17 protein-coding genes are annotated in these 18,331 nt (G+C 70.0%); 9 read left to right on the plus strand and 8 right to left on the minus strand.

Annotation, left to right across the window (positions count from 1 at the left end; genetic code table 11):
* Positions 1 to 24 precede the first annotated feature (24 nt).
* Positions 25 to 525, plus strand: a complete 501-nt coding sequence (locus Q9R19_RS04495; RefSeq protein ID WP_311255138.1) for an OsmC family protein — start codon at positions 25 to 27, stop codon at positions 523 to 525.
* Here the strand turns inward: Q9R19_RS04495 and Q9R19_RS04500 are convergent.
* Entirely contained in the window at positions 494 to 1,270 is a 777-nt protein-coding gene (locus Q9R19_RS04500; protein ID WP_396653445.1) for a lysophospholipid acyltransferase family protein, read from the minus strand. The genes Q9R19_RS04495 and Q9R19_RS04500 overlap by 32 nt on opposite strands.
* A 124-nt stretch (positions 1,271 to 1,394) precedes the next feature.
* On the opposite strand from Q9R19_RS04500, the gene Q9R19_RS04505 reads away from it, so the two are divergent.
* Positions 1,395 to 2,381: an FKBP-type peptidyl-prolyl cis-trans isomerase gene (locus tag Q9R19_RS04505; protein ID WP_311255139.1), complete on the plus strand. Its 987-nt coding sequence runs from the start codon at positions 1,395 to 1,397 to the stop codon at positions 2,379 to 2,381.
* A gap of 78 nt (positions 2,382 to 2,459) precedes the next feature.
* Positions 2,460 to 3,542: a 1-deoxy-D-xylulose-5-phosphate reductoisomerase gene (gene dxr, locus Q9R19_RS04510; protein ID WP_311255140.1), complete on the plus strand. Its 1,083-nt coding sequence runs from the start codon at positions 2,460 to 2,462 to the stop codon at positions 3,540 to 3,542.
* Positions 3,543 to 3,614: 72 nt separating this feature from the next.
* Here the strand turns inward: dxr and Q9R19_RS04515 are convergent, their stop codons facing one another.
* Positions 3,615 to 5,231 carry a UDP-N-acetylmuramoyl-L-alanyl-D-glutamate--2,6-diaminopimelate ligase gene (locus Q9R19_RS04515; RefSeq protein WP_311255141.1) on the minus strand — a complete coding sequence of 539 codons (1,617 nt, stop codon included), beginning with the start codon at positions 5,229 to 5,231 and terminating at the stop codon, positions 3,615 to 3,617.
* A 95-nt stretch (positions 5,232 to 5,326) separates the two neighbouring features.
* Here Q9R19_RS04515 and Q9R19_RS04520 point away from each other — a divergent pair, with 95 nt between their 5' ends.
* Positions 5,327 to 6,640: a site-2 protease family protein gene (locus Q9R19_RS04520; RefSeq protein ID WP_311255142.1), complete on the plus strand. Its 1,314-nt coding sequence runs from the start codon at positions 5,327 to 5,329 to the stop codon at positions 6,638 to 6,640.
* Between the two features lie 27 nt (positions 6,641 to 6,667).
* On the opposite strand, the gene Q9R19_RS04525 is transcribed toward Q9R19_RS04520, so the two are convergent.
* From Q9R19_RS04525 to Q9R19_RS04535, 3 genes are all read right to left on the minus strand, one after another.
* Positions 6,668 to 8,545, minus strand: coding sequence for a chorismate-binding protein (locus tag Q9R19_RS04525; RefSeq protein ID WP_311255143.1), 1,878 nt, complete (start codon positions 8,543 to 8,545; stop codon positions 6,668 to 6,670).
* A gap of 173 nt (positions 8,546 to 8,718) precedes the next feature.
* Positions 8,719 to 9,345 (minus strand): pyroglutamyl-peptidase I, encoded by a 627-nt coding sequence (locus Q9R19_RS04530; RefSeq protein ID WP_311255144.1) that lies wholly within the window; start codon positions 9,343 to 9,345, stop codon positions 8,719 to 8,721.
* A gap of 62 nt (positions 9,346 to 9,407) precedes the next feature.
* On the minus strand, positions 9,408 to 10,175 hold the full coding sequence (locus Q9R19_RS04535; RefSeq protein WP_311255145.1) for a methyltransferase domain-containing protein: 768 nt from the start codon (positions 10,173 to 10,175) through the stop codon (positions 9,408 to 9,410).
* Between the two features lie 110 nt (positions 10,176 to 10,285).
* On the opposite strand from Q9R19_RS04535, the gene ispG reads away from it, so the two are divergent.
* The 3 genes from ispG to Q9R19_RS04550 all read left to right on the plus strand — a co-directional run bounded on the left by ispG (position 10,286) and on the right by Q9R19_RS04550 (position 12,769).
* Positions 10,286 to 11,416 carry a flavodoxin-dependent (E)-4-hydroxy-3-methylbut-2-enyl-diphosphate synthase gene (gene ispG, locus Q9R19_RS04540; RefSeq protein WP_311255872.1) on the plus strand — a complete coding sequence of 377 codons (1,131 nt, stop codon included), beginning with the start codon at positions 10,286 to 10,288 and terminating at the stop codon, positions 11,414 to 11,416.
* A 98-nt stretch (positions 11,417 to 11,514) separates the two neighbouring features.
* Positions 11,515 to 11,847 carry a nuclear transport factor 2 family protein gene (locus tag Q9R19_RS04545; RefSeq protein ID WP_311255146.1) on the plus strand — a complete coding sequence of 111 codons (333 nt, stop codon included), beginning with the start codon at positions 11,515 to 11,517 and terminating at the stop codon, positions 11,845 to 11,847.
* A gap of 67 nt (positions 11,848 to 11,914) precedes the next feature.
* On the plus strand, positions 11,915 to 12,769 hold the full coding sequence (locus tag Q9R19_RS04550; protein ID WP_311255147.1) for a hypothetical protein: 855 nt from the start codon (positions 11,915 to 11,917) through the stop codon (positions 12,767 to 12,769).
* A gap of 98 nt (positions 12,770 to 12,867) precedes the next feature.
* On the opposite strand, the gene Q9R19_RS04555 is transcribed toward Q9R19_RS04550, so the two are convergent.
* From Q9R19_RS04555 to Q9R19_RS04565, 3 genes are all read right to left on the minus strand, one after another.
* The gene (locus Q9R19_RS04555; protein ID WP_311255148.1) at positions 12,868 to 13,314 is read right to left on the minus strand and encodes an NUDIX domain-containing protein; all 447 of its coding nucleotides are present in this window, start codon (positions 13,312 to 13,314) and stop codon (positions 12,868 to 12,870) included.
* Complete coding sequence (locus Q9R19_RS04560; RefSeq protein ID WP_311255149.1) at positions 13,311 to 14,000, minus strand: hypothetical protein; 690 nt, start codon at positions 13,998 to 14,000, stop codon at positions 13,311 to 13,313. Before Q9R19_RS04560 ends, Q9R19_RS04555 begins: the two co-directional genes overlap by 4 nt.
* A gap of 205 nt (positions 14,001 to 14,205) precedes the next feature.
* Positions 14,206 to 15,627 carry an RNB domain-containing ribonuclease gene (locus tag Q9R19_RS04565; protein WP_311255150.1) on the minus strand — a complete coding sequence of 474 codons (1,422 nt, stop codon included), beginning with the start codon at positions 15,625 to 15,627 and terminating at the stop codon, positions 14,206 to 14,208.
* 107 nt (positions 15,628 to 15,734) lie between these two features.
* On the opposite strand from Q9R19_RS04565, the gene Q9R19_RS04570 reads away from it, so the two are divergent.
* Together Q9R19_RS04570 and Q9R19_RS04575 are read left to right on the plus strand one after the other, a co-directional pair.
* A complete protein-coding gene (locus tag Q9R19_RS04570; protein WP_311255151.1) occupies positions 15,735 to 16,505 on the plus strand; it encodes an isocitrate lyase/phosphoenolpyruvate mutase family protein in 771 nt (256 codons plus the stop codon).
* A gap of 43 nt (positions 16,506 to 16,548) precedes the next feature.
* Complete coding sequence (locus Q9R19_RS04575) at positions 16,549 to 18,324, plus strand: proline--tRNA ligase (protein ID WP_311255152.1); 1,776 nt, start codon at positions 16,549 to 16,551, stop codon at positions 18,322 to 18,324.
* Positions 18,325 to 18,331: the final 7 nt, after the last annotated feature.

The following is an 18,331-nucleotide window of genomic DNA, read 5'->3' on the forward strand; positions in this document are numbered from 1 at the left end:
CCCGAGAGATGCGAGACTGGCGGCATGGCACGTCATCCGCTCGGCGAACACCACTACGCGCTCACCACGACCTGGACGGGTGCGGGTGCGACCGGCACCAGCGGCTACCGCGACTACACGCGAGACGTGACGGTCTCGATCGAGGGCAAGCCCGATCTGCTCGCCTCCGCCGACCGGCCGTTCCGCGGCGATCCCAGCCGGTGGAATCCCGAGGATCTGCTCGTCGCCGCGCTCTCGCAGTGCCACCTGCTGGCGTACCTGCATGCGTGCGTCACGGCCGGGGTGGTCGTGACCGCCTACCGCGACGAGGCGACCGGCGTGATGCGGGAGGACGGGCGAGGCGGTGGCGCGTTCGCCGAGGTCGTGCTGCACCCGCAGGTGACGGTCGCGGATGCCGGGATGCTCGAGGCCGCGCAGCGCGCGCACGACCAGGCGCACGAGTGGTGCTTCATCGCGAACTCCGTGAACTTCCCGGTGCGTCACGACGCGACGATCAGCGTCGCTCGTGCGGGAGCGCCTGCTTGATCCGGTCGATCGGGTTCTGCGCGGGAGGTTCGTTGTAGACGTCGGCGAGCTCCTGGCCGCTGAGCGCATGGATGCCGGCCATGATCTCATCGGTCGCCAGACGACGAGCCCGCCCGCTGGTGGCCGGACCGTGCTTGGACACATCGATCGGCTCGCCGAAGCGCACGGTGATGCGCTCCGTCAGCGAAGGCATCTTCGCGCCCACAGGCATCACCCGATCCGTGCCGATGAGTCCGACGGGAACGACCGGGGCGCCGGTCTGCAGGGCCAGGAACGCCACGCCGGTGCGGCCCTTGTACAGGCGCCCGTCCGTGGAGCGCGTGCCCTCCGGATACAGTGCCACCGCCAGGCCCTCCTCCAGCAGCTGACGCTGCTGGTCGAGGGCGTTCAGCGCGGCCTGCCCTGCGCCGCGGCGCACCGGGATGGCGCCCACCGAGGTGAAGAACTCGCGTGAGAGCGCGCCCTTCAGGCCGGTGCCCTCGAAGTAGCTCGATTTCGCCAGGAAGTGCACCGGACGCGGTGCTGCCACGGGAATGGCCATCGAGTCGATGAACGACAGATGATTGCTCGCCAGGATCACCGCGCCGTGCCTGGGCACGTTGTCCCGCCCCTCGACGCGGGGCCGGTAGATGAGCCGGGCCAGGGGAGTCGCGACCATGCGGCCGACCGCGTACTTGAACCCGGCATGTCGGGGGGTGTGCGATTCCGGTTCGTGCTCGGACCCGACCGACTGCTCAGAGCTCATCCGGAAAGCTTATCGAGCGATGCATGCCCGGCGCGGAATGCCGCCGAGCGCGCTCGCGTTCAGCGCCGCCAAAGCCGGATGCGGCAGGATGGACTCCTCCCTTCACTGATTCCGAGGTCCCATCTTGCGCCTGCGTCCCGTTGCCCTCCTGGCCACGCTCACCCTGTCTTCGCTGCTGCTGGCCGGCTGTGCCGGCACTCCCGAGGGGAAGGCATCGCCCGAGCCGACCTCGTCGTCCGAGTGCCTCGTCGACGCCAAGCCCGGCGCAGGATCCGATGCCATCAAGGTCACCGGGGAGGGAGTGGATGCCAAGGTCGAGGTGCCGAAGGGCACGAAGTTCGAGGGCGTGGAGCGCACCATCCTGAAGAAGGGCTCCGGCGACGACGTGCACGCCGGCGACCTCATCGCGATCCGCTACCAGGTCATCGAGGCCGACACCAACAAGGTCGTCGAGACCTCTGAGCGCGGTGTCGACGGCGTGCTGCCGATGCTCCTGGATCCCTCCAACGCGCAGAACCCGCAGATCGTGGACTCGACCCAGTCGCCCGTCTTCATCGCCGCCGCCGAATGCGCGCCCGTGGGATCCGACATCGTGCTGGCGCTTCCCGGTCAGGACGACCAGGGGGCCGTCGTCGTGTACATGCAGACTCTCGAGGAGCTGCCCACCACGGCGTCCGGCAAAGCCGTCGACGCACCGGCGGACATGGCGACCGTGAAGCTGGCGAAGGACGGCGAGCCCGCGATCAGCATCCCCGGTGGTGAGAAGCCGACCGAGACCGTCGTCGGCCTGCTGAAGCAGGGCGACGGTCCGAAGGTGGCGGCGGGCGACCTGGTCACGGTGCAGTACATGGGCGTGAAGTGGAGCGACGGCACGTCGTTCGACTCCTCGTGGAGCAGGGACGCGATGCCGACCCAGTTCCAGACCACCGGCGTGGTCGCCGGCTTCCGCAAGGCGCTGGAGGGCCAGCAGGTCGGTTCGCAGGTGCTCGTCGAGATTCCGCCGGCGGACGGCTACGGCGCCGTCGACGGGAACGAGCTCCAGAAGGAGACGCTGGTGTTCGTGGTCGACATCCTCGGCACCACGCCCCTGCTCGCCGCCTCCGCCGAGTGAGCGCGACCGCCGCCGCGGAGTGAGCCGCGAGCGGCGGACCCGCCGCGGCGGCGCCATCGCGCTCGGTAGGCTGGCGGCATGCGTCGCATCATCGTCCTCGGCTCCACCGGCTCCATCGGCACGCAGGCCCTGGACGTGATCCGCGCCCACCCGCGGCGGTTCGAGCTGGTCGGCATCTCAGCGGGATCCAACACCGAGCTCGTTGCGCAGCAGGCCGAGCAGTTCCATCTCGAGCACACCGCCATCGGCGCCGCCGAATCGGAGCAGCTGGTGCGCGATGTCGAAGCGGATGTCGTGCTGAACGCGATCACCGGATCGATCGGACTCGGCTCGACGCTCGCGGCGCTGGACGCGGGACGCACGCTCGCGCTGGCCAACAAGGAGTCGCTGATCGTCGGCGGCGAGCTGGTGCGCGCTGCGGCGGCGCAGGACCAGCTCGTCCCCGTCGACTCCGAGCACTCCGCGATCGCGCAGGCGCTGCGCGCGGGAACGCGAGCCGAAGTGCGCAGACTCGTCGTGACGGCATCCGGCGGTCCGTTCCGCGGGCGCACCAGGGCGGCGCTGCGGGATGTCACGCCGGCGCAGGCGCTCGCGCATCCGACCTGGGACATGGGCCGGATGGTCACCACCAACTCCGCCACCCTCGTGAACAAGGGGCTCGAGGTGATCGAGGCGCACCTGCTGTTCGACGTGCCCTACGACGACATCGAGGTGGTCGTGCACCCGCAGTCGATCGTGCACTCGATGGTGGAGTTCGTCGACGGCTCGACGATCGCGCAGGCGTCGCCGCCTGACATGCGGCTGCCCATCTCACTGGGCCTGGACTGGCCGCACCGCGTGGGCGGTGTCGGCAGGCCGCTGGACTGGCGGCACGCGACCAGCTGGACGTTCGAGCCCCTGGACGAGGACGCGTTTCCCGCGGTGGCACTGGCGAAGTCCGTCGGACGCGCCGGCGGCACGTTTCCCGCCGTCTACAACGCCGCCAACGAGCAGGCGGTGCACGCGTTCCACGACGGGCGGCTGTCGTTCCTGGGCATCGTCGACACGATCGAGCGGGTCATCCAGGCGCACGACGCACCCGAGGAGCTCACGCTCGATACCCTCGCCGAGGCCGAGTCCTGGGCCCGCGCGAAGGCGGACTCCCTGATCGGCGCCGCCTGACCCGCCCGTCTGCTCAGTGCACGGGCACGGGCCCAGTCCGAAAGGCGTGCACAAGCGCCAGAGGGACGCGGCTCAGACGCGGTCGTCGTACGGGACCGGCCAGTGCGAGTCGGGGGCGGGCCAGCCGGCGGCGATGAGCGCGCGCCGGGCGAGCTCACGCGCCGAGTACGGGGTGCGCACGCCGCGGATGTCGCGGTAGTCCTGATGTCCGGGACCCGCCCACAGGATGGCATCCCCGTCGCCGACCATGCCGATCGCGGCGACGATGGCCTTCTCCGGCGGGGAGTACTCGTGGATCTCGGCATCCGGCCGCGCCCTCCGTGCACCCGCCACGAGCGTCGCGCGGATGGAATCCGGGTCCTCGAAGCGCGGGTGGTGATCGGTGACGACGAGGATGTCGCTGCCCTCCACGGCCGTGCGCGCCATGTCGTACCGCTTGGTGGCGTCGCGGTCGCCGTCGGCGCCGAACAGCATGAGCACCCTCCCTGGCGTGACGCGACGGACCGCGGCGAGGGTCTTCTCGAAGGCATCCGGAGAGTGCCCGAAGTCGACGTACACAGCGGGTCCGGTCTCGCCGGAGATGAACTGGGTGCGGCCGGGCAGGTATGCCAGGATCTGCCCGTCGCGCTCGAACGCCGCGACCATGCGGTCCCAGGCGTAGCCGCCTTCCAGCAGCATCACGATAGCGAGTCCGGCGTTGGCGGCCATGTGCTGGCCGATCACCGGAACCATGGTCGTCAGTGAGCGCCCGTCGCGGCCGGTGAGGGTGAACACCGTGCCGGCCTGCTTCTCGTCCACGATCGAGACGACCCAGTCGGCCGCGGCGGCGGCCTGCGGATCGGCGGCGATCGAGGGCGTGCCGACGGTGACGATCGGGATGCCGGCGGCCTGGACCACTCGTGGGCTGTACGCCGAGTCCAGGCTGATCACGCCACGACGCGCGCGCTCCGGGGTGAACAGCGGAAGCTTGGCCTGGAAGTACTCCTCCATGTCGGCGTAGTCGTCCAGGTGGTCGTGCGAGAGGTTGGTGAACCCGGCGACGTCGAACACGATTCCGTCCACGCGGTGGCGCGTGAGGGCCTGCGCGCTGACCTCCACCGCGACGGCCTCGACCGCGCGCTCGCGCATCAGGGCGAGGAGCGCATGGAACTCGGATGCCTCGGGCGTGGTCAGCCGCGAGACGATCACTTCGCCGGCGATGTGCCGCTCGGCGGTCGATGACAGGCCGGACACGACGTCGAGCTGGTCGAGGATGCCCTGCAGCAGGTGCGACACGCTGGTCTTGCCATTCGTCCCGGTCGTCCCGAACAGCAGCGGCAGGGGATCGGTCGGCTCGGTGCCGTAGACCCACGCGCTGAGATCGCCGAGCACCGCGCGCGGGTCGGCGACGATGATGATCGGAAGGCCGGTGGCGGCAGCGATATCGGCGCCCGCGGCGTCGGTGATCACCGCGACTGCGCCCTGGTCGGCTGCCGCCTGCGCGAACTCCGCTCCGTGCCGGTTCACCCCCTGGATGGCGACGAAGGCCTCACCCGCTCGCAGATCGGCGGTGGCGAGAGTGATGCCGCTCAGCTGGACGCCCGCGAGATCGCCGCGGACCTCCTGCGCGAAGCGGTCTGCGAGCTCGGTCAGCGCACGACGGGGCGGGTCGGCGGGACGGAGCACGGGTGGCAGGGATGTCGTGGTCATATCCCGTCAATGATCTCACGCGCTGCTGTCGGATCCTCTCCGCCGAGCGGGCCGGACTCAGCCGATTCCTCGCCTGCGGGCACTAGCGTTGCAGGGTGGAGATCCTGCTGTATCTGGGCGGCATCCTGTTCATGCTCGTCGGTCTCGGCGTCTCGATCGGGCTGCACGAGGCGGGCCATCTGGTGCCCGCCAAGCTGTTCGGCGTGCGCGTGGGCCAGTACATGATCGGGTTCGGCCCGCGGCTGTGGTCCAAGCGCATCGGCGAGACGGAGTACGGCTTCAAGGCGCTGCCGGTGGGCGGCTTCATCTCCATGTCCGGCATGTACCCGCCCTCGGCGAACAGCGGGCCGGCGAAGGGGCTCTTCGCCGCTCTCGTGCAGGATGCCCGCACCGCCAACGATGAGACGATCGCCGAGGGCGAGGAGGAGCGCGTCTTCTACCGGCTGCCGGTGTTCAAACGCGTGATCGTCATGCTCGGCGGTCCGGCCATGAACCTGGTGCTCGCGATCGTGCTGTTCACCCTGATGGCATCCGGAATCGGCATCCAGCAGGCCAGCACGACCATCTCCGCGATCAGCGAGTGCGTGGTGCCGGCCACGGCGACGCAGCAGGAGTGCACGGCCGACGATCCTGCCGCTCCCGCCGCCGAGGCCGGTTTCCAGCCGGGTGACATCCTGGTCAGCATCGACGGCGAGCCCGTGGCCACGTTCGCGGCCGCGTCGCAGACCATCCAGGCTTCGCCCGGACGCACGCTGGACGTAGTGGTGAACCGGGCGGGACAGGACGTCACCCTGCAGCTCACGCCGGTGGCCGCCGAGCGTGGCCAGGTGGATGCGAACGGCAGACCCGTCACCGACAAGGGCGGCACCCCGGTCACGCACAGCGTCGGCTACGCGGGGATCACCGCGCAGCTGGAGTACGCGCGCCAGCCGCTCGGCACCGGCGCCGAGCTCGCCATGCAGCAGGTCGGCGGGGTCACCTCGCTGATCCTGAACCTGCCGGCCAAGCTGTGGAACGTCGCCGAGGCGCTGATCACCGGGTCGGAGCGCGACCCGAACGGTCCGCTCAGCGTGGTCGGCGTGGGCAGGATCGCCGGTGAGGTCGCGGCGACGGATGCCCCGGTGCTGAACCGCCTGGCGGTGCTGCTGAACCTGCTCGCGGCGTTGAACATCGCGCTGTTCGTGTTCAACCTCATCCCGCTACTGCCGCTGGACGGCGGTCACGTGGTGGTCGCGCTGTGGGAGGGGATCAAGCGGCTCTGGGCGAAGGCGACCGGACGGCCCGGGCCCGCACCCGCGGATGCCACGCGCCTGGTGCCGATCACCGTCGTCGTCGCCGTGGTGCTGATCGCCATGGGCGCGCTGCTCATCATCGCCGACATCGTCAAGCCGATGAACCTGCTGGGCTGACGTCGGGTCGGATGCGTTTCGACGGGCTCAGCTGAGCGCGTGTGCCGTGAGGCGCTCCAGCGTCGCGATGCCGTCGCGTGACAGGATCGACTCCAGGTGCCCCTGCACCGAGGCGAAGCGCTCGCCGCGCAGCGCGTACACATCGCCGCTCGCAGCATCCGCCGACACCTCCGCACCGCCGACGCGCGTCGTGCCTGGCGAGACCCGCGCCGTGAAGGTGTTGTAGAAGCCGATCGACGCATCGTGCTCGAACACCGGCACGACCTTCTGCACGCCCTGGTGCGGTGACTCCAGCGGCACCAGCTCGATGCCGAGGCTGTCCGCGAGGATCTGGTGACTCAGGCACACGGCCAGCAGGGGCCCGCCGGCGGCCCGGCGCCGCGCGACGATCTGCTGCATGCGGGTGATGCGGTCGGAGGAGTCGTCTCGCGGATCTCCCGGCCCGGGGCCGGAGACCAGCAGGTCGGCGGCGTCGGCCGCTTCGTCGGTCACGACATCCCATCCGGCGATCTCCACCTGGAATCCGAGGTGGCGCAGCTGGTGCGCGAGCATCGTGGTGAAGCGATCCTCGGCGTCGACGACGAGCGCGCTGCGCCCGGCGAAGCGGCCGCCGGGATGCGCGTCCTGCGGCTGCATCCAGAAGTCGGCCAGGCGGGTGTTGCGCGATGCCAGCAGGGCTGCCACGTCGGGGTCGTCGGCGAGCCGAGCAGGCGCGGGGGCGTCATCGTCACGGGCCTCCGCGGCGTGGTCGCGCTCGATGGCGCCGATCGCGCCGAGCACCCCTGCCGCCTTGCCGTGCGTCTCGCTGACCTCGCCGAGCGGGTCGGAGTGGCGCACCAGCGTGGCGCCGACCGGCACACGCAGGTGACCCCGGTCCAGGTACACGGTGCGGATCAGGATCGGGGCGTCCAGGTCGTGACCGCCGTCGGCATTGGGCGTGAACAGCGCGGCGACGCCCGAGTAGTAGCCGCGCGGCGTGCGCTCGTGGCGGCGGATCACCGCGCACGCGTTCTGCATGGGGGAGCCGGTGACGGTGGGTGCGAACATCGTCTCGCGGAGGATGTCGCGCGGGTCGAGGCGGCTGCGGCCGCGCAGCATGTACTCGGTGTGCGTGAGCCGCGACATCTCCTTCAGATGCGGCCCGGTGATGCGTCCGCCGTCCGAGCAGACCTGGCTCATCATCTTGAGCTCCTCGTCGACGACCATGAACAGTTCCTCGGTCTCTTTCGTGGAGGAGAGGAACTCGGTCAGCGACTCGCGGGTCGCACCTCCGGCGGGGTGGCGGAAGGTGCCCGAGATGGGGTTCATGGTGACGATGCCGTCTCGGGCGACGACGTGCGCCTCGGGACTCGCGCCCACCGCGATGTGCCCCGGCGTGATCACGGCGAAGGTCCAGTAGGCTCCGCGCTCGTGCTCCAGCAGGGCGCGGAACCACGTGAGCGCAGCGGTGCGGTCGTCGCATTCGAAGGCGGCGCGGTAGTCGCGGCGGATGACGAAGTTCGCACCCTGGCCCAGGCCGATCTCCTCGGCGATCACCTGCTCCACGATTCCGGCGTACTCCGCATCCGAGATGTCGAAGCCGCCGCCGCGCAGGTCGATGGATGTGCCGGGGAGCGCAGCGCGCAGCAGCCCGGCATCCAGCGTCTCGTGATCGTCGACGAGCAGGCAGCGCAGGGGAGTGCCGTCGTCCTGAGCCTCGAAGCCGCGCTCGCGCACCTGCCGGTAGGGCACCATCGCGAACACCTCGCGCGGTCCGGACGGGCCGTTCAGGGGGATGTCCGCCAGCGCCTCGACGTCGACGACCTCACCCGTGAGCAGCTCGGCGCGACCGTCTCGGGCTATCAGCACGAAGGACGCATCGCGGTCGGCGGCCAGATCGCGGATGCGGCGGGGCAGGTCGGTCATCGGTGTCTCCAGGTTCTGGGAATCCGGTGCGGAGAACGAAAAAGACCGCCCCGGAAGGCGGTCGTGTTCTCGTGGGTACGCGAAACACCGCCTAGAAGGCGGGCCACCAGGTGCGGGTCGCGGACATACCGTGAAAGTACCACATCAGGAACGACCCGCCGTTCGGCGTGACATCACCAGATGCTGCCGCCCGGCCGCAAGTCATCGGGATCGAAGGCGTGGTCCACGATCAGGCGCACCGCGCGTGCGAGCTCCCCCTCCGACAGACTCGGCGCGTCCTCGGGCGCGGTCGCCGGCGTCCACGGCAGGTGCACGAAGCCCGTCGGCACGTCGGGGTGGGATGCCCCAAGCGCGGTGTACAGCACGTGGTTGCACACGTACGAGCCCGCCGACAGCGATGCGCGCACGGGAATCCCGGCCTCTTCCAGCACTCCGACGATTCGCTTGACAGGGAGAGTCGCGAAGCGCGCGGCGGGGCCGTCGGGCTCGCTGGGCACGTCGACCGGCTGCTCACCGTCGTCATCCGGGATGCAGGCATCCATCAGGTTCACGCCGACGCGCTCCACGGCGACTCGATCGCTGCCGCCGGCCAACCCGGTCGCGATCACGGCATCCGGGTCGTGCTCCGCGATCAGCGCGCGCAGCCGCGCTGCGGCGCCCGCGAACGATACGGGCAGAACGGCGCTGATCAGTCGATGCAGACCGTCGTAGCCCGCAGCGACGGCGTCGACGGCATCCGCCGACGGATTACGATCCGCGCCGTCGAACGGGGCGAATCCGGTCAGCAGGATCGTGGCCATGGGTCCAGCCTACGAGCATCCGGTCGGCGGCCGTTCAGCAGAGCCACGACTCAGACCGGGCCTCAGAGCGGGCGTCGCGCGCACAGGCGGAATCGCCGCAGCGTCAGTGCGAGTTCTCCGTCGTTCTGCTCGTGCAGGCGCAGCAGCGCATCGGCGTGGCGCTCGACGGAGAAGTCGGCCGGGGCGTCCCACGGCACCTTGCGCAGATACCGGATGAGCGCGGTCACGTCGGCGAAGCGATAGCTTCCCTCGAAGCGGTCCGCGCGCTCGATGACCAGGCCGGCCGCCTCCGCCTCGGCGGCGAAGCGCTCCAGCGTGACATCCAGATCGACCGGCTCCCAATCGAGCAGCTCGTGCAGCTCGTGCAGCTCTCCGCTGCCGACTTGCTGGGTGAGCAGCACACCTCCCGGCATCAGCACGCGCGCAACCTCTCCCGGCGAATAGCTCTCATGCCGGTTGAGCACCAGATCGAACCGCTCGTCGGGGAAGGGCATCGCGACGGAGTCCGGGTCGTCGTCGGGCGCGCCGAACTCGACCACAGGGACGCCGATGTCGGCGAGCGCGCTTCTGGCGACGGGCACGTTCGGCGCCCAGCCCTCGGTCGCCGTGGTGTCTGCGGGCAGCGCGGAGGCGAACCGCAGCAGGTGCTCACCGCCTCCCGTGCCCATATCGAGCACATGCGCGGCACCCGCCAGGGCCGCACGGTATTCCGCATCGAGATCCCAGGGAGCCGGATCCTCGCTCATCACGGCGTCGAGAGCGGAGAAGTCCCAGCCGGGTGTCTGCGGACCCGTCGCCTCCCGCCACTGCTGCATCAGTTCCTCGCGCATGCCTTCGCCCTCCGGATCGGCTGCCATTATCGGCGGGCGGACGTGCGGCTGTCCAGCCCGCATCGATCAAGCGGCGGTAGCCTTGACGGGTGCCAGCAGTGAACCTTGGGATGCCGCGCGTCCCCGAAGTCCTCGCCCCTCGCCGCAAGTCCCGTCAGATCCGGGTCGGCAAGGTTCTCGTCGGCGGTGACGCACCCGTCAGCGTGCAGTCCATGACCACGACGAAGACCACCGACATCAACGGGACGCTGCAGCAGATCGCCGAGCTGACGGCGTCCGGCTGCGAGATCGTGCGCGTGGCCGTGCCCTCGCAGGACGACGCGGACGTACTGCACATCATTGCGCAGAAGAGTCAGATCCCGGTGATCGCCGACATCCACTTCCAGCCGAAGTACGTCTTCCAGGCGATCGACGCGGGGTGCGCGGCCGTGCGCGTCAACCCGGGGAACATCCGCAAGTTCGATGACCAGGTCGGCGCCATCGCGAAGGCCGCGCAGGCGGCCGGGGTGTCGCTGCGCATCGGCGTGAACGCCGGGTCGCTGGATCGGCGCCTGCTGGAGAAGTACGGCAAGGCCACGCCCGAGGCGCTCGTGGAGAGCGCCGTGTGGGAGGCATCGCTGTTCGAGGAGCACGACTTCCATGACTTCAAGATCTCGGTCAAGCACAACGATCCCGTCGTGATGGTCAAGGCGTACCGTCAGCTGGCCGAGCGCGGTGACTGGCCGCTGCACCTCGGCGTGACCGAGGCGGGCCCGGCATTCCAGGGCACCATCAAGAGCGCCACGGCCTTCGGCATCCTGCTCGGCGAGGGAATCGGCGACACGATCCGCGTCTCGCTTTCGGCGCCGCCTGCCGAGGAGGTCAAGGTCGGCCACCAGATCCTGCAGTCGCTGAACCTGCGCGAGCGTAAGCTCGAGATCGTCTCCTGCCCGTCCTGCGGTCGCGCACAGGTGGACGTGTACTCGCTCGCCGATTCCGTGACCGAGGGACTGAAGGGCATGACCGTGCCGCTGCGCGTCGCGGTGATGGGCTGCGTCGTGAACGGGCCGGGTGAGGCGCGCGAGGCCGATCTGGGCGTGGCATCCGGAAACGGCAAGGGGCAGATCTTCGTGAAGGGCGAGGTCATCAAGACCGTGCCCGAAGCCGAGATCGTCGCGACCCTGATCGAGGAGGCGAACCGCATCGCGGCCGAGATGGGTCCGGATGCCGCGGTCGGCACCGCCCAGGTCATCACCGCCTGACGGATCCCAGGGGTCAGGGGCTGGTCTCGGAGGCACTCCCGGGTTACGCTCGGCCTCCGGATGCCGGACTCGACCCGGCTCGAACCGAGGAGGCACCGATGCCCGCTGCAGATCTTCCCGCGCCCGTCCAGGCGATGGTCGACGCCATCAACGCCGCCGACACCGAGGCGTTCGTCGCGGCGTTCACGGCCGACGGCTTCGTCGACGACTGGGGGACGGTGAGGTCCGGCCCGGAGGGGATCCGCTCCTGGGCGGACAGCGACGCTATCGGCGCCGGCGCGCGGATGACGGTGCTCTCGGCCGAGACTGCGGGCGCCACCACCAGCATCCGCTTCGGCTGGCGCAGCAACGTCTTCAACGGGGAGTCGACGGGCGTGTTCGTCGTCCGCGGCGACAGGCTCGTGAGCTTCACGATCCCGCCGAGCCACTAGACCTCCGCAGGCTCCGCGGCCGCTGGTCGCATCGTCGTCCAGCCCCTCGGTCGCGTAGCGTGGGAGCATGCAGTCCACGCGCGTGACGTTCCCCGATGGCTCTCTGACCGGTGAGGGCGATGTGCTGATCGTCGACCGCGAGCGGGCGGTGGTCGTGGTGGACGCGACGCCGTTCCACCCGGTCGATCACACCTGGCCCGATCAGCCGGGGGACAGCGGGACGATCACCGTCTCCGACGTCGTGCTCGACGTCTCCGAGGCGGTGATGGCCGCTGTCAGCGATGAGGGCGAGTTGGCGATCGGCACCGACATCCCGGTCAAGCGCGGCGCGGACGGGTGGACGTGGCTGGTCGGCCATCGCGTGGACGGAGAGATCCCGGGATCCGTCGTCGCAGGGGCATCCGCGCGTCTCGAGGTGGATGCCGCACGCCGGGCCGGGCTGAGCCGCGGTCACACGGCCTGCCATCTCGCTTCGCTGGCGCTGGACGCCGCGCTCGCCGACCTGTGGCGCAAGGAGATCGGCGTCGACCCGCTCGGGCATCCCGACTTCGAGGGACGGGCGAACCAGACCAGCCTCATCCACCCGGACGGCAGCGTCGACGAGTACCGACTGGGCAAGAGCCTGCGCAAGGCGGGTTTCGACTCCGAGGGATTCGCCGCCTCACTCGCCGCGCGCGAAGCGCGGATCAACGAGCTGCTCGCGGGCTGGGTCGCCTCGGGCGGTGAGAGCCGCATCGATGCGGAAGGGCGCAGCATCGTGGACCGACGCACCTGGCGGTGCGTGCTGCCCGAGGGCGAGGTCGGCTTCCTCTGCGGCGGCACCCACGTGCGCTCGCTGGCGGAGTTCGCCACGATCACGGTGTCGCTGCAGCTGAGCGACCCTCAGCTGCTGGTGATGACGACCACGGTCGTCCCCGCCTGAGCGCCTCGCAGCTGCGTCTGCGTGACAGAACGGCGGAGATCTGCGGCAGCGCGGATCCCGGAAGCCGAATGGCTCCGCGATTGTGCATTTCTCCGCGGTTATGACGCGTCGAAGGTTGCCACCAGCGAACCCAGCGCCGCGCCGAGCCCGGCGGCGAGCACATGAGCGTCCTTCAGAGGAAGCCACCAGCAGGTCCAGCTGTGCGGCGCGCCACCGTCAGCGGGATCCGTCTCGCCGGCCTGCCACCGGGCGGTCGGGTCGAAGGCATCCACTCTCAGCTCGAAGAAGTGCCGGCGGGCGATCTCGTCCCGTGCGGGCGCGAGGTCGTAGTCCGCCGTACCCAGGGCGCGCACGACCCTCCCGTGCTGCCCCGTCTCCTCTTGCAGCTCGCGCACCGCGGCATCCGCCGGCTCCTCGCCGTCGCGGATCGTGCCTGCGGGTACCTGCACGCCGGCCACCGTCAGTGGGACGTGATCGTGCGTGAACACCAGCAGATGCTCGTCGGCCACCACATAGCAGACCACCTTCTCGACGATGCGCGTCATCGCACGAAGCCCGCCTGCACGCGACCACCGGCTCGCACCAGTTCTGCTTCCACCCGGTCGGCGAAGGCGGCATAGTCATCGCGGAGCAGCGGCGTCGTGAGCTGCTCGGTGCGTTCGGAATCGAAGACTCGCAGACGGCGAGGAAGCCATTTCCCAGTGCCGATCCAGTGACCTGCCTCGAGCAGGATCAGTTCGGCGGTGCGCTCGAACAGAGCGGATGCCAGCACTTGGAGCTCCAGAGGGTCGGATGCGTCCCGCAGATCGTCCAGCGCGTCAGTGATGATGTAGCGGCGGAGCCTCGATTCCTCTTCCGTCAGCTCCGGGCCCGCCTCCAGCACGGCACCCCAGCGAGCCCGGAGCGCCTCGAGCGAGGCATCCTGTCGGATGCTGATCCCCTCGATCAGCATGTGCACGATGACCGGCCGGTGTCTTTCGATATCACGCTGGGCCCACTCGTCATAGCCCGAGGGCGTGTACGCGAACACCTCGAAGATCTCGCCCTCGAAGTAGTAGGTGGCGGCGGCACTGGTACGCCCGTCGTCGAACAGGGCCTCCCCGATGAGCAGCAGGTCGATGTCGCTGGTCGCCGTGCGCTCGTCGCGCGAGGTGCTGCCTGCGACGATCGCGATGTCCGCGCGAGGGAAGTTCGCGGCGATGAATTGTTCGGTGACGGCGGCATAGTCCATCCTCGACAGCGTACCGGCGCGGAATTGCGCCGCAGGTCTGCAGAGCAGCGCATGGCGGCGGCCGGAGACCCGCGGTCCTGTGCAGATCTACGGAGATCTGCAGCGTTTCGGATGCTCCGGGCTGAAAGTCTCCGCAATCGTGCAGATCTCCGCTGTTATGACGCGTCGAAGGCCGCCTGGGCGGCGTCGAGCCCGGGTAGCTCGCTCATGCGGCGAAGGTCGCGATGCCCTTGGCGACGTCGACGCTCTCCAGAGTGAGCGTGACGCTCTCGCCGGGCTTGGCATCAGCGGGCACGGGAGCGGATGCGGTGACCGCCGGCTCCGCGATCTGCACGGCAGCCCGGGATTCGCCCCGCAGCTCGATCACGGTCGCTTCGATGCGTTTGCCGACCAACGGATGCAGCAGCGCCGCCTCGACGCGATTGATCGTCTCGGCGTTCAGCGTCGATGCCCGCTGCGCGGACTGCTGCATGAGGTCTGGGAGCTGAGGGAGCGACTCCCGCGCCCACTCCGGTGCGGGCCGGCCTTGCGACACCGCCTCGCAGATCGCCAGCGACCAGCGATCGACCAGCCGGCGCAGGGGAGCGGTCGCGTGCGCGTAAGGCGCACCGATCGCGGCCTGCTCCAGTCCGCCATCGGGCACCGCACCATCGAAGGTCAGGTAGCCCGCCCCGCGGAACAGCGACGCCGCCTGCTCCAGCACCGGCAGTGTCATCGGGTCGCTCTTGTCCAGCTCGCGCAGATAGTCGCCGTATCTGCCGTGCTTCCACGGGCGTCCGAGAGCCTTGGTCTGCCGCCGGAACCTCGCGAACGCCTCCTCGTCGGGCTCGGGCATGGTGCGCAGCACACCGACCTTCGCATGGAGCATCAGCTCTGCGGCGGCCATACCCGTCATCAGCGACAGCTGAGCGTTCCAGTCCTCGATGGGCAGCGGACGTCGTCGCTCGATGCCGTACGAGCCGTCGTCGCGCTGGACGACCTCCTCGTCCGGGAGGTTCAGGCTGGCGCCGCCGCGCTGCTGCTCCTGATGCTGGCGCAGCCCGCCGATCTCGCCCAGCAGCGACAGCGGACCCTCGTCCCCGGCATGCAGCGCGGTCTGGGCGGCGGAGTAATCCAGCTGGGCGCGCGAGCGCACCAGGGCCCGCTCGAGACGGAAGTCGCTCACCGAACCCGCCGAGTCGAGCCTGAACGTCCACACCAGCGCGGGTCGTTCCTGTCCCGCGAGCAGCGAGGCGCGCCCCTCGGAGAGCACCTCCGGATGCAGGGGGATGTTGCCGTCGGCCAGGTACAGCGTCTGTCCGCGCTGACGTGCCTCGGCATCCAGTGCACCGCCCGCCTTCACGAAGCCCGGCACGTCGGCGATGGCATAGCGCACCTGGAATCCGGTGCCCTCGCGCGCCAGGTGCAGCGCCTGATCCAGATCCTTCGATCCCGCCGGGTCGAGGGTCACGAACGGGACATCGCGCAGATCGAGGTCAGGAGTCTCCGGTGTCGCCGCGGCGGCCTCGGTGACCGCTTCGGGGGAGAACTCCGTGGGGGAGTCGATGCTCGCGCGCAATGCCGCCAGCGCTGCGGCCAGCTCACTCTGCTCGGCGGACGGGGCGACATGGGATCGACGCTGAGGCATGACGCCCAGCCTATTCCGGCAGGCGGGCCGTGCCGCCGGAATCCTCCCGCGCGTCATTCCCCGCCATCCGCGCGCCGCTGTCCCCGATCGGCACTAGCGTGAGAGTCATGAGCATCGCAGACAAGGCCCGCACCCTCACCGACCTCTACGCCGCACCCGAGATCCTCCGCGTCGTCAACATCTGGGACGTCATCTCGGCCAAGGCCGTCGCAGCGCTGCCCGAGACCCGCGCCATCGCCACCGCAGGGCACTCGATCGCCGCGACGTTCGGCTACGCCGACGGCCAGATCCCGCGCGAGCTCATGATCGACATGGTCGGCCGCATCGCGGCATCCGTCGACCTCCCCGTCACCGCCGACCTCGACGACGGGTACGGGGACGCCGCCGAGACCACGCGTCTGGCGATCGGCGCCGGCGTCGTCGGCGCGAACATCGAGGACAGGCTCAAGCCGTTCGCCGAGTCGGTCGCGCAGGTCGAGGCGATCGTGCGGGCTGCGGAGGCGGAGGGCGTCCCGTTCGCGCTGAACGCCCGCACCGATGCGATCGTGCGCGGCGGGGAGAAGCCGCTCGCGGACAAGCTGGCGGATGCCGTCGAGCGCGGCCGCGCCTTCCTGGATGCCGGTGCGACCGCCGTGTTCGTGCCTGGCGTGCTCGACGCGGACGCGACCCGCACGCTCGTGGACGGCATCGGCGCAGGCAAGGTCAGCGTCATCGGGCTGCCGGGCGCGCTGAAGGCGGCCGAGTACGAGGCGCTCGGCGTCGCACGGATCTCGTACGGCCCGATGGTGCAGCGCGTCGCGCTCACCGCCGTGCAGGACCTCGCCACCGACCTGCACGCCGACGGCGTGATCCCGGCGAGCACCCGCGCCCTGAACTGACGCCGCGGCAGGACGAGGGACCACGGGTCAGTAGACTTGGCCCGTGGTCACTCGTCTCTCGAACTTCTTCCTCCGCACGCTCCGCGAAGACCCTGCCGGCGCCGAGGTCGCCAGCCACCGGCTGCTGATCCGGGCCGGGTACATCCGGCCGCAGGCGGCCGGCATCTTCGCGTGGCTGCCGCTGGGCCTGCGCGTGAAGTCCAAGATCGAGACCGTCGTCCGCGAGGAGATGGCCGCCGCCGGCGCCCAGGAGGTGCACTTCCCCGCGCTCATGCCCCGTGAGGCATACGAGGAGACGGGGCGCTGGGAGGAGTACGGCGACCTGCTGTTCCGGCTGCAGGACCGCAAGGGCGGCGACTACCTGCTCGCACCCACGCACGAAGAGGCCTTCACGCTGCTCGTGAAGGACCTCTACTCCTCGTACAAGGACCTGCCGCTGACGATCTTCCAGATCCAGGACAAGTACCGCGACGAGGCCCGGCCGCGTGCCGGTCTGCTGCGCGGACGCGAGTTCACGATGAAGGACGCCTATTCCTTCGACGCCTCGGATGAGGGCCTGGACGCCAGCTACATGGCTCAGCGCGACGCCTACGAGCGCATCTTCCAGCGGCTCGGGCTCGAGTACGTGATCGTGCAGGCGGATGCCGGGGCGATGGGCGGCTCGCGCAGCGAGGAGTTCCTGCACCCGACGCCCGTCGGCGAGGACACCTTCGTGCGCAGTGCGGGCGGCTACGCCGCGAACGTCGAGGCGTACACCACGCACGCGCCGGCACCGGTCGGCTGGGAGGATGCCGGCGAGGCGACCGTGTTCGACTCGCCGGACACGCCCACCATCGACACGCTCGTGGCGCACTCCAACGCGGTGCTCGAGGGCGACTACACCGCCGCGGACACTCTGAAGAACGTCGTGCTGGCGCTCACCCATCTCGACGGCACCCGCGAGCTCGTCATCGTCGGCATCCCCGGTGATCGCGACGTGGACCTGAAGCGCGCCGAGGTCGCCTTCGCGCCGGCCGAGGTCGAACCCGCCACGGATGCCGACTTCGCGCACTTCGACGAGCTCAGCGACCGGGACGGGAAGCTGGTCCGGGGATACATCGGACCCTGGACGCCGAACGGCCCGCACCTGGGCGAGCAGTCCGCCACCGGCATCCGCTACCTCGTCGATCCCCGGGTCTCCGACGGAACGCGCTGGATCACCGGTGCCAATGTCCACGAGAAGCACGCCCACACGGTCGTCGCCGGCCGCGATTTCGTCGCCGACGGCGTCGTCGAGATCGCGAACGTCCGCGAGGGCGACCCGGCGCCCGACGGCTCCGGCCCGGTCTCGATCGCGCGCGGCATGGAGATCGGTCACGTGTTCCAGCTCGGGCGCAAGTACGCCGAGGCGCTGGGGCTGAAGGTGCTCGACCAGAACGGCAAGCTCGTCACGGTCACGATGGGCTCCTACGGCATCGGGGTGACCCGCATCCTCGCGATCATCGCCGAGCTGAACAACGACGACAAGGGCCTGATCTGGCCGGCATCCGTCGCCCCGTTCGACGTCCACGTCGTCGCCGCCGGACGCGACCAGATCGCCTTCGACACAGCCTCGGACATCGCGAACCAGCTCGAGGGCGCCCGCCTGGACGTGCTCTACGACGACCGCGTGAAGGTGTCGCCCGGCGTGAAGTTCGGCGACGCCGAGCTGGTCGGTGTGCCGAAGATCGTGATCGTCGGGCGCGGTGCCGCCGAGGGCCAGGTCGAGCTGTGGGATCGCGCGACCGGCGAGCGCGAGACCGTGTCTGCGGCGGAGGCCGTGGCGCGACTGACCCGCTGACGCGACT

This window comes from Microbacterium sp. ARD32 (assembly GCF_031844385.1).
Classification (GTDB): domain Bacteria; phylum Actinomycetota; class Actinomycetes; order Actinomycetales; family Microbacteriaceae; genus Microbacterium.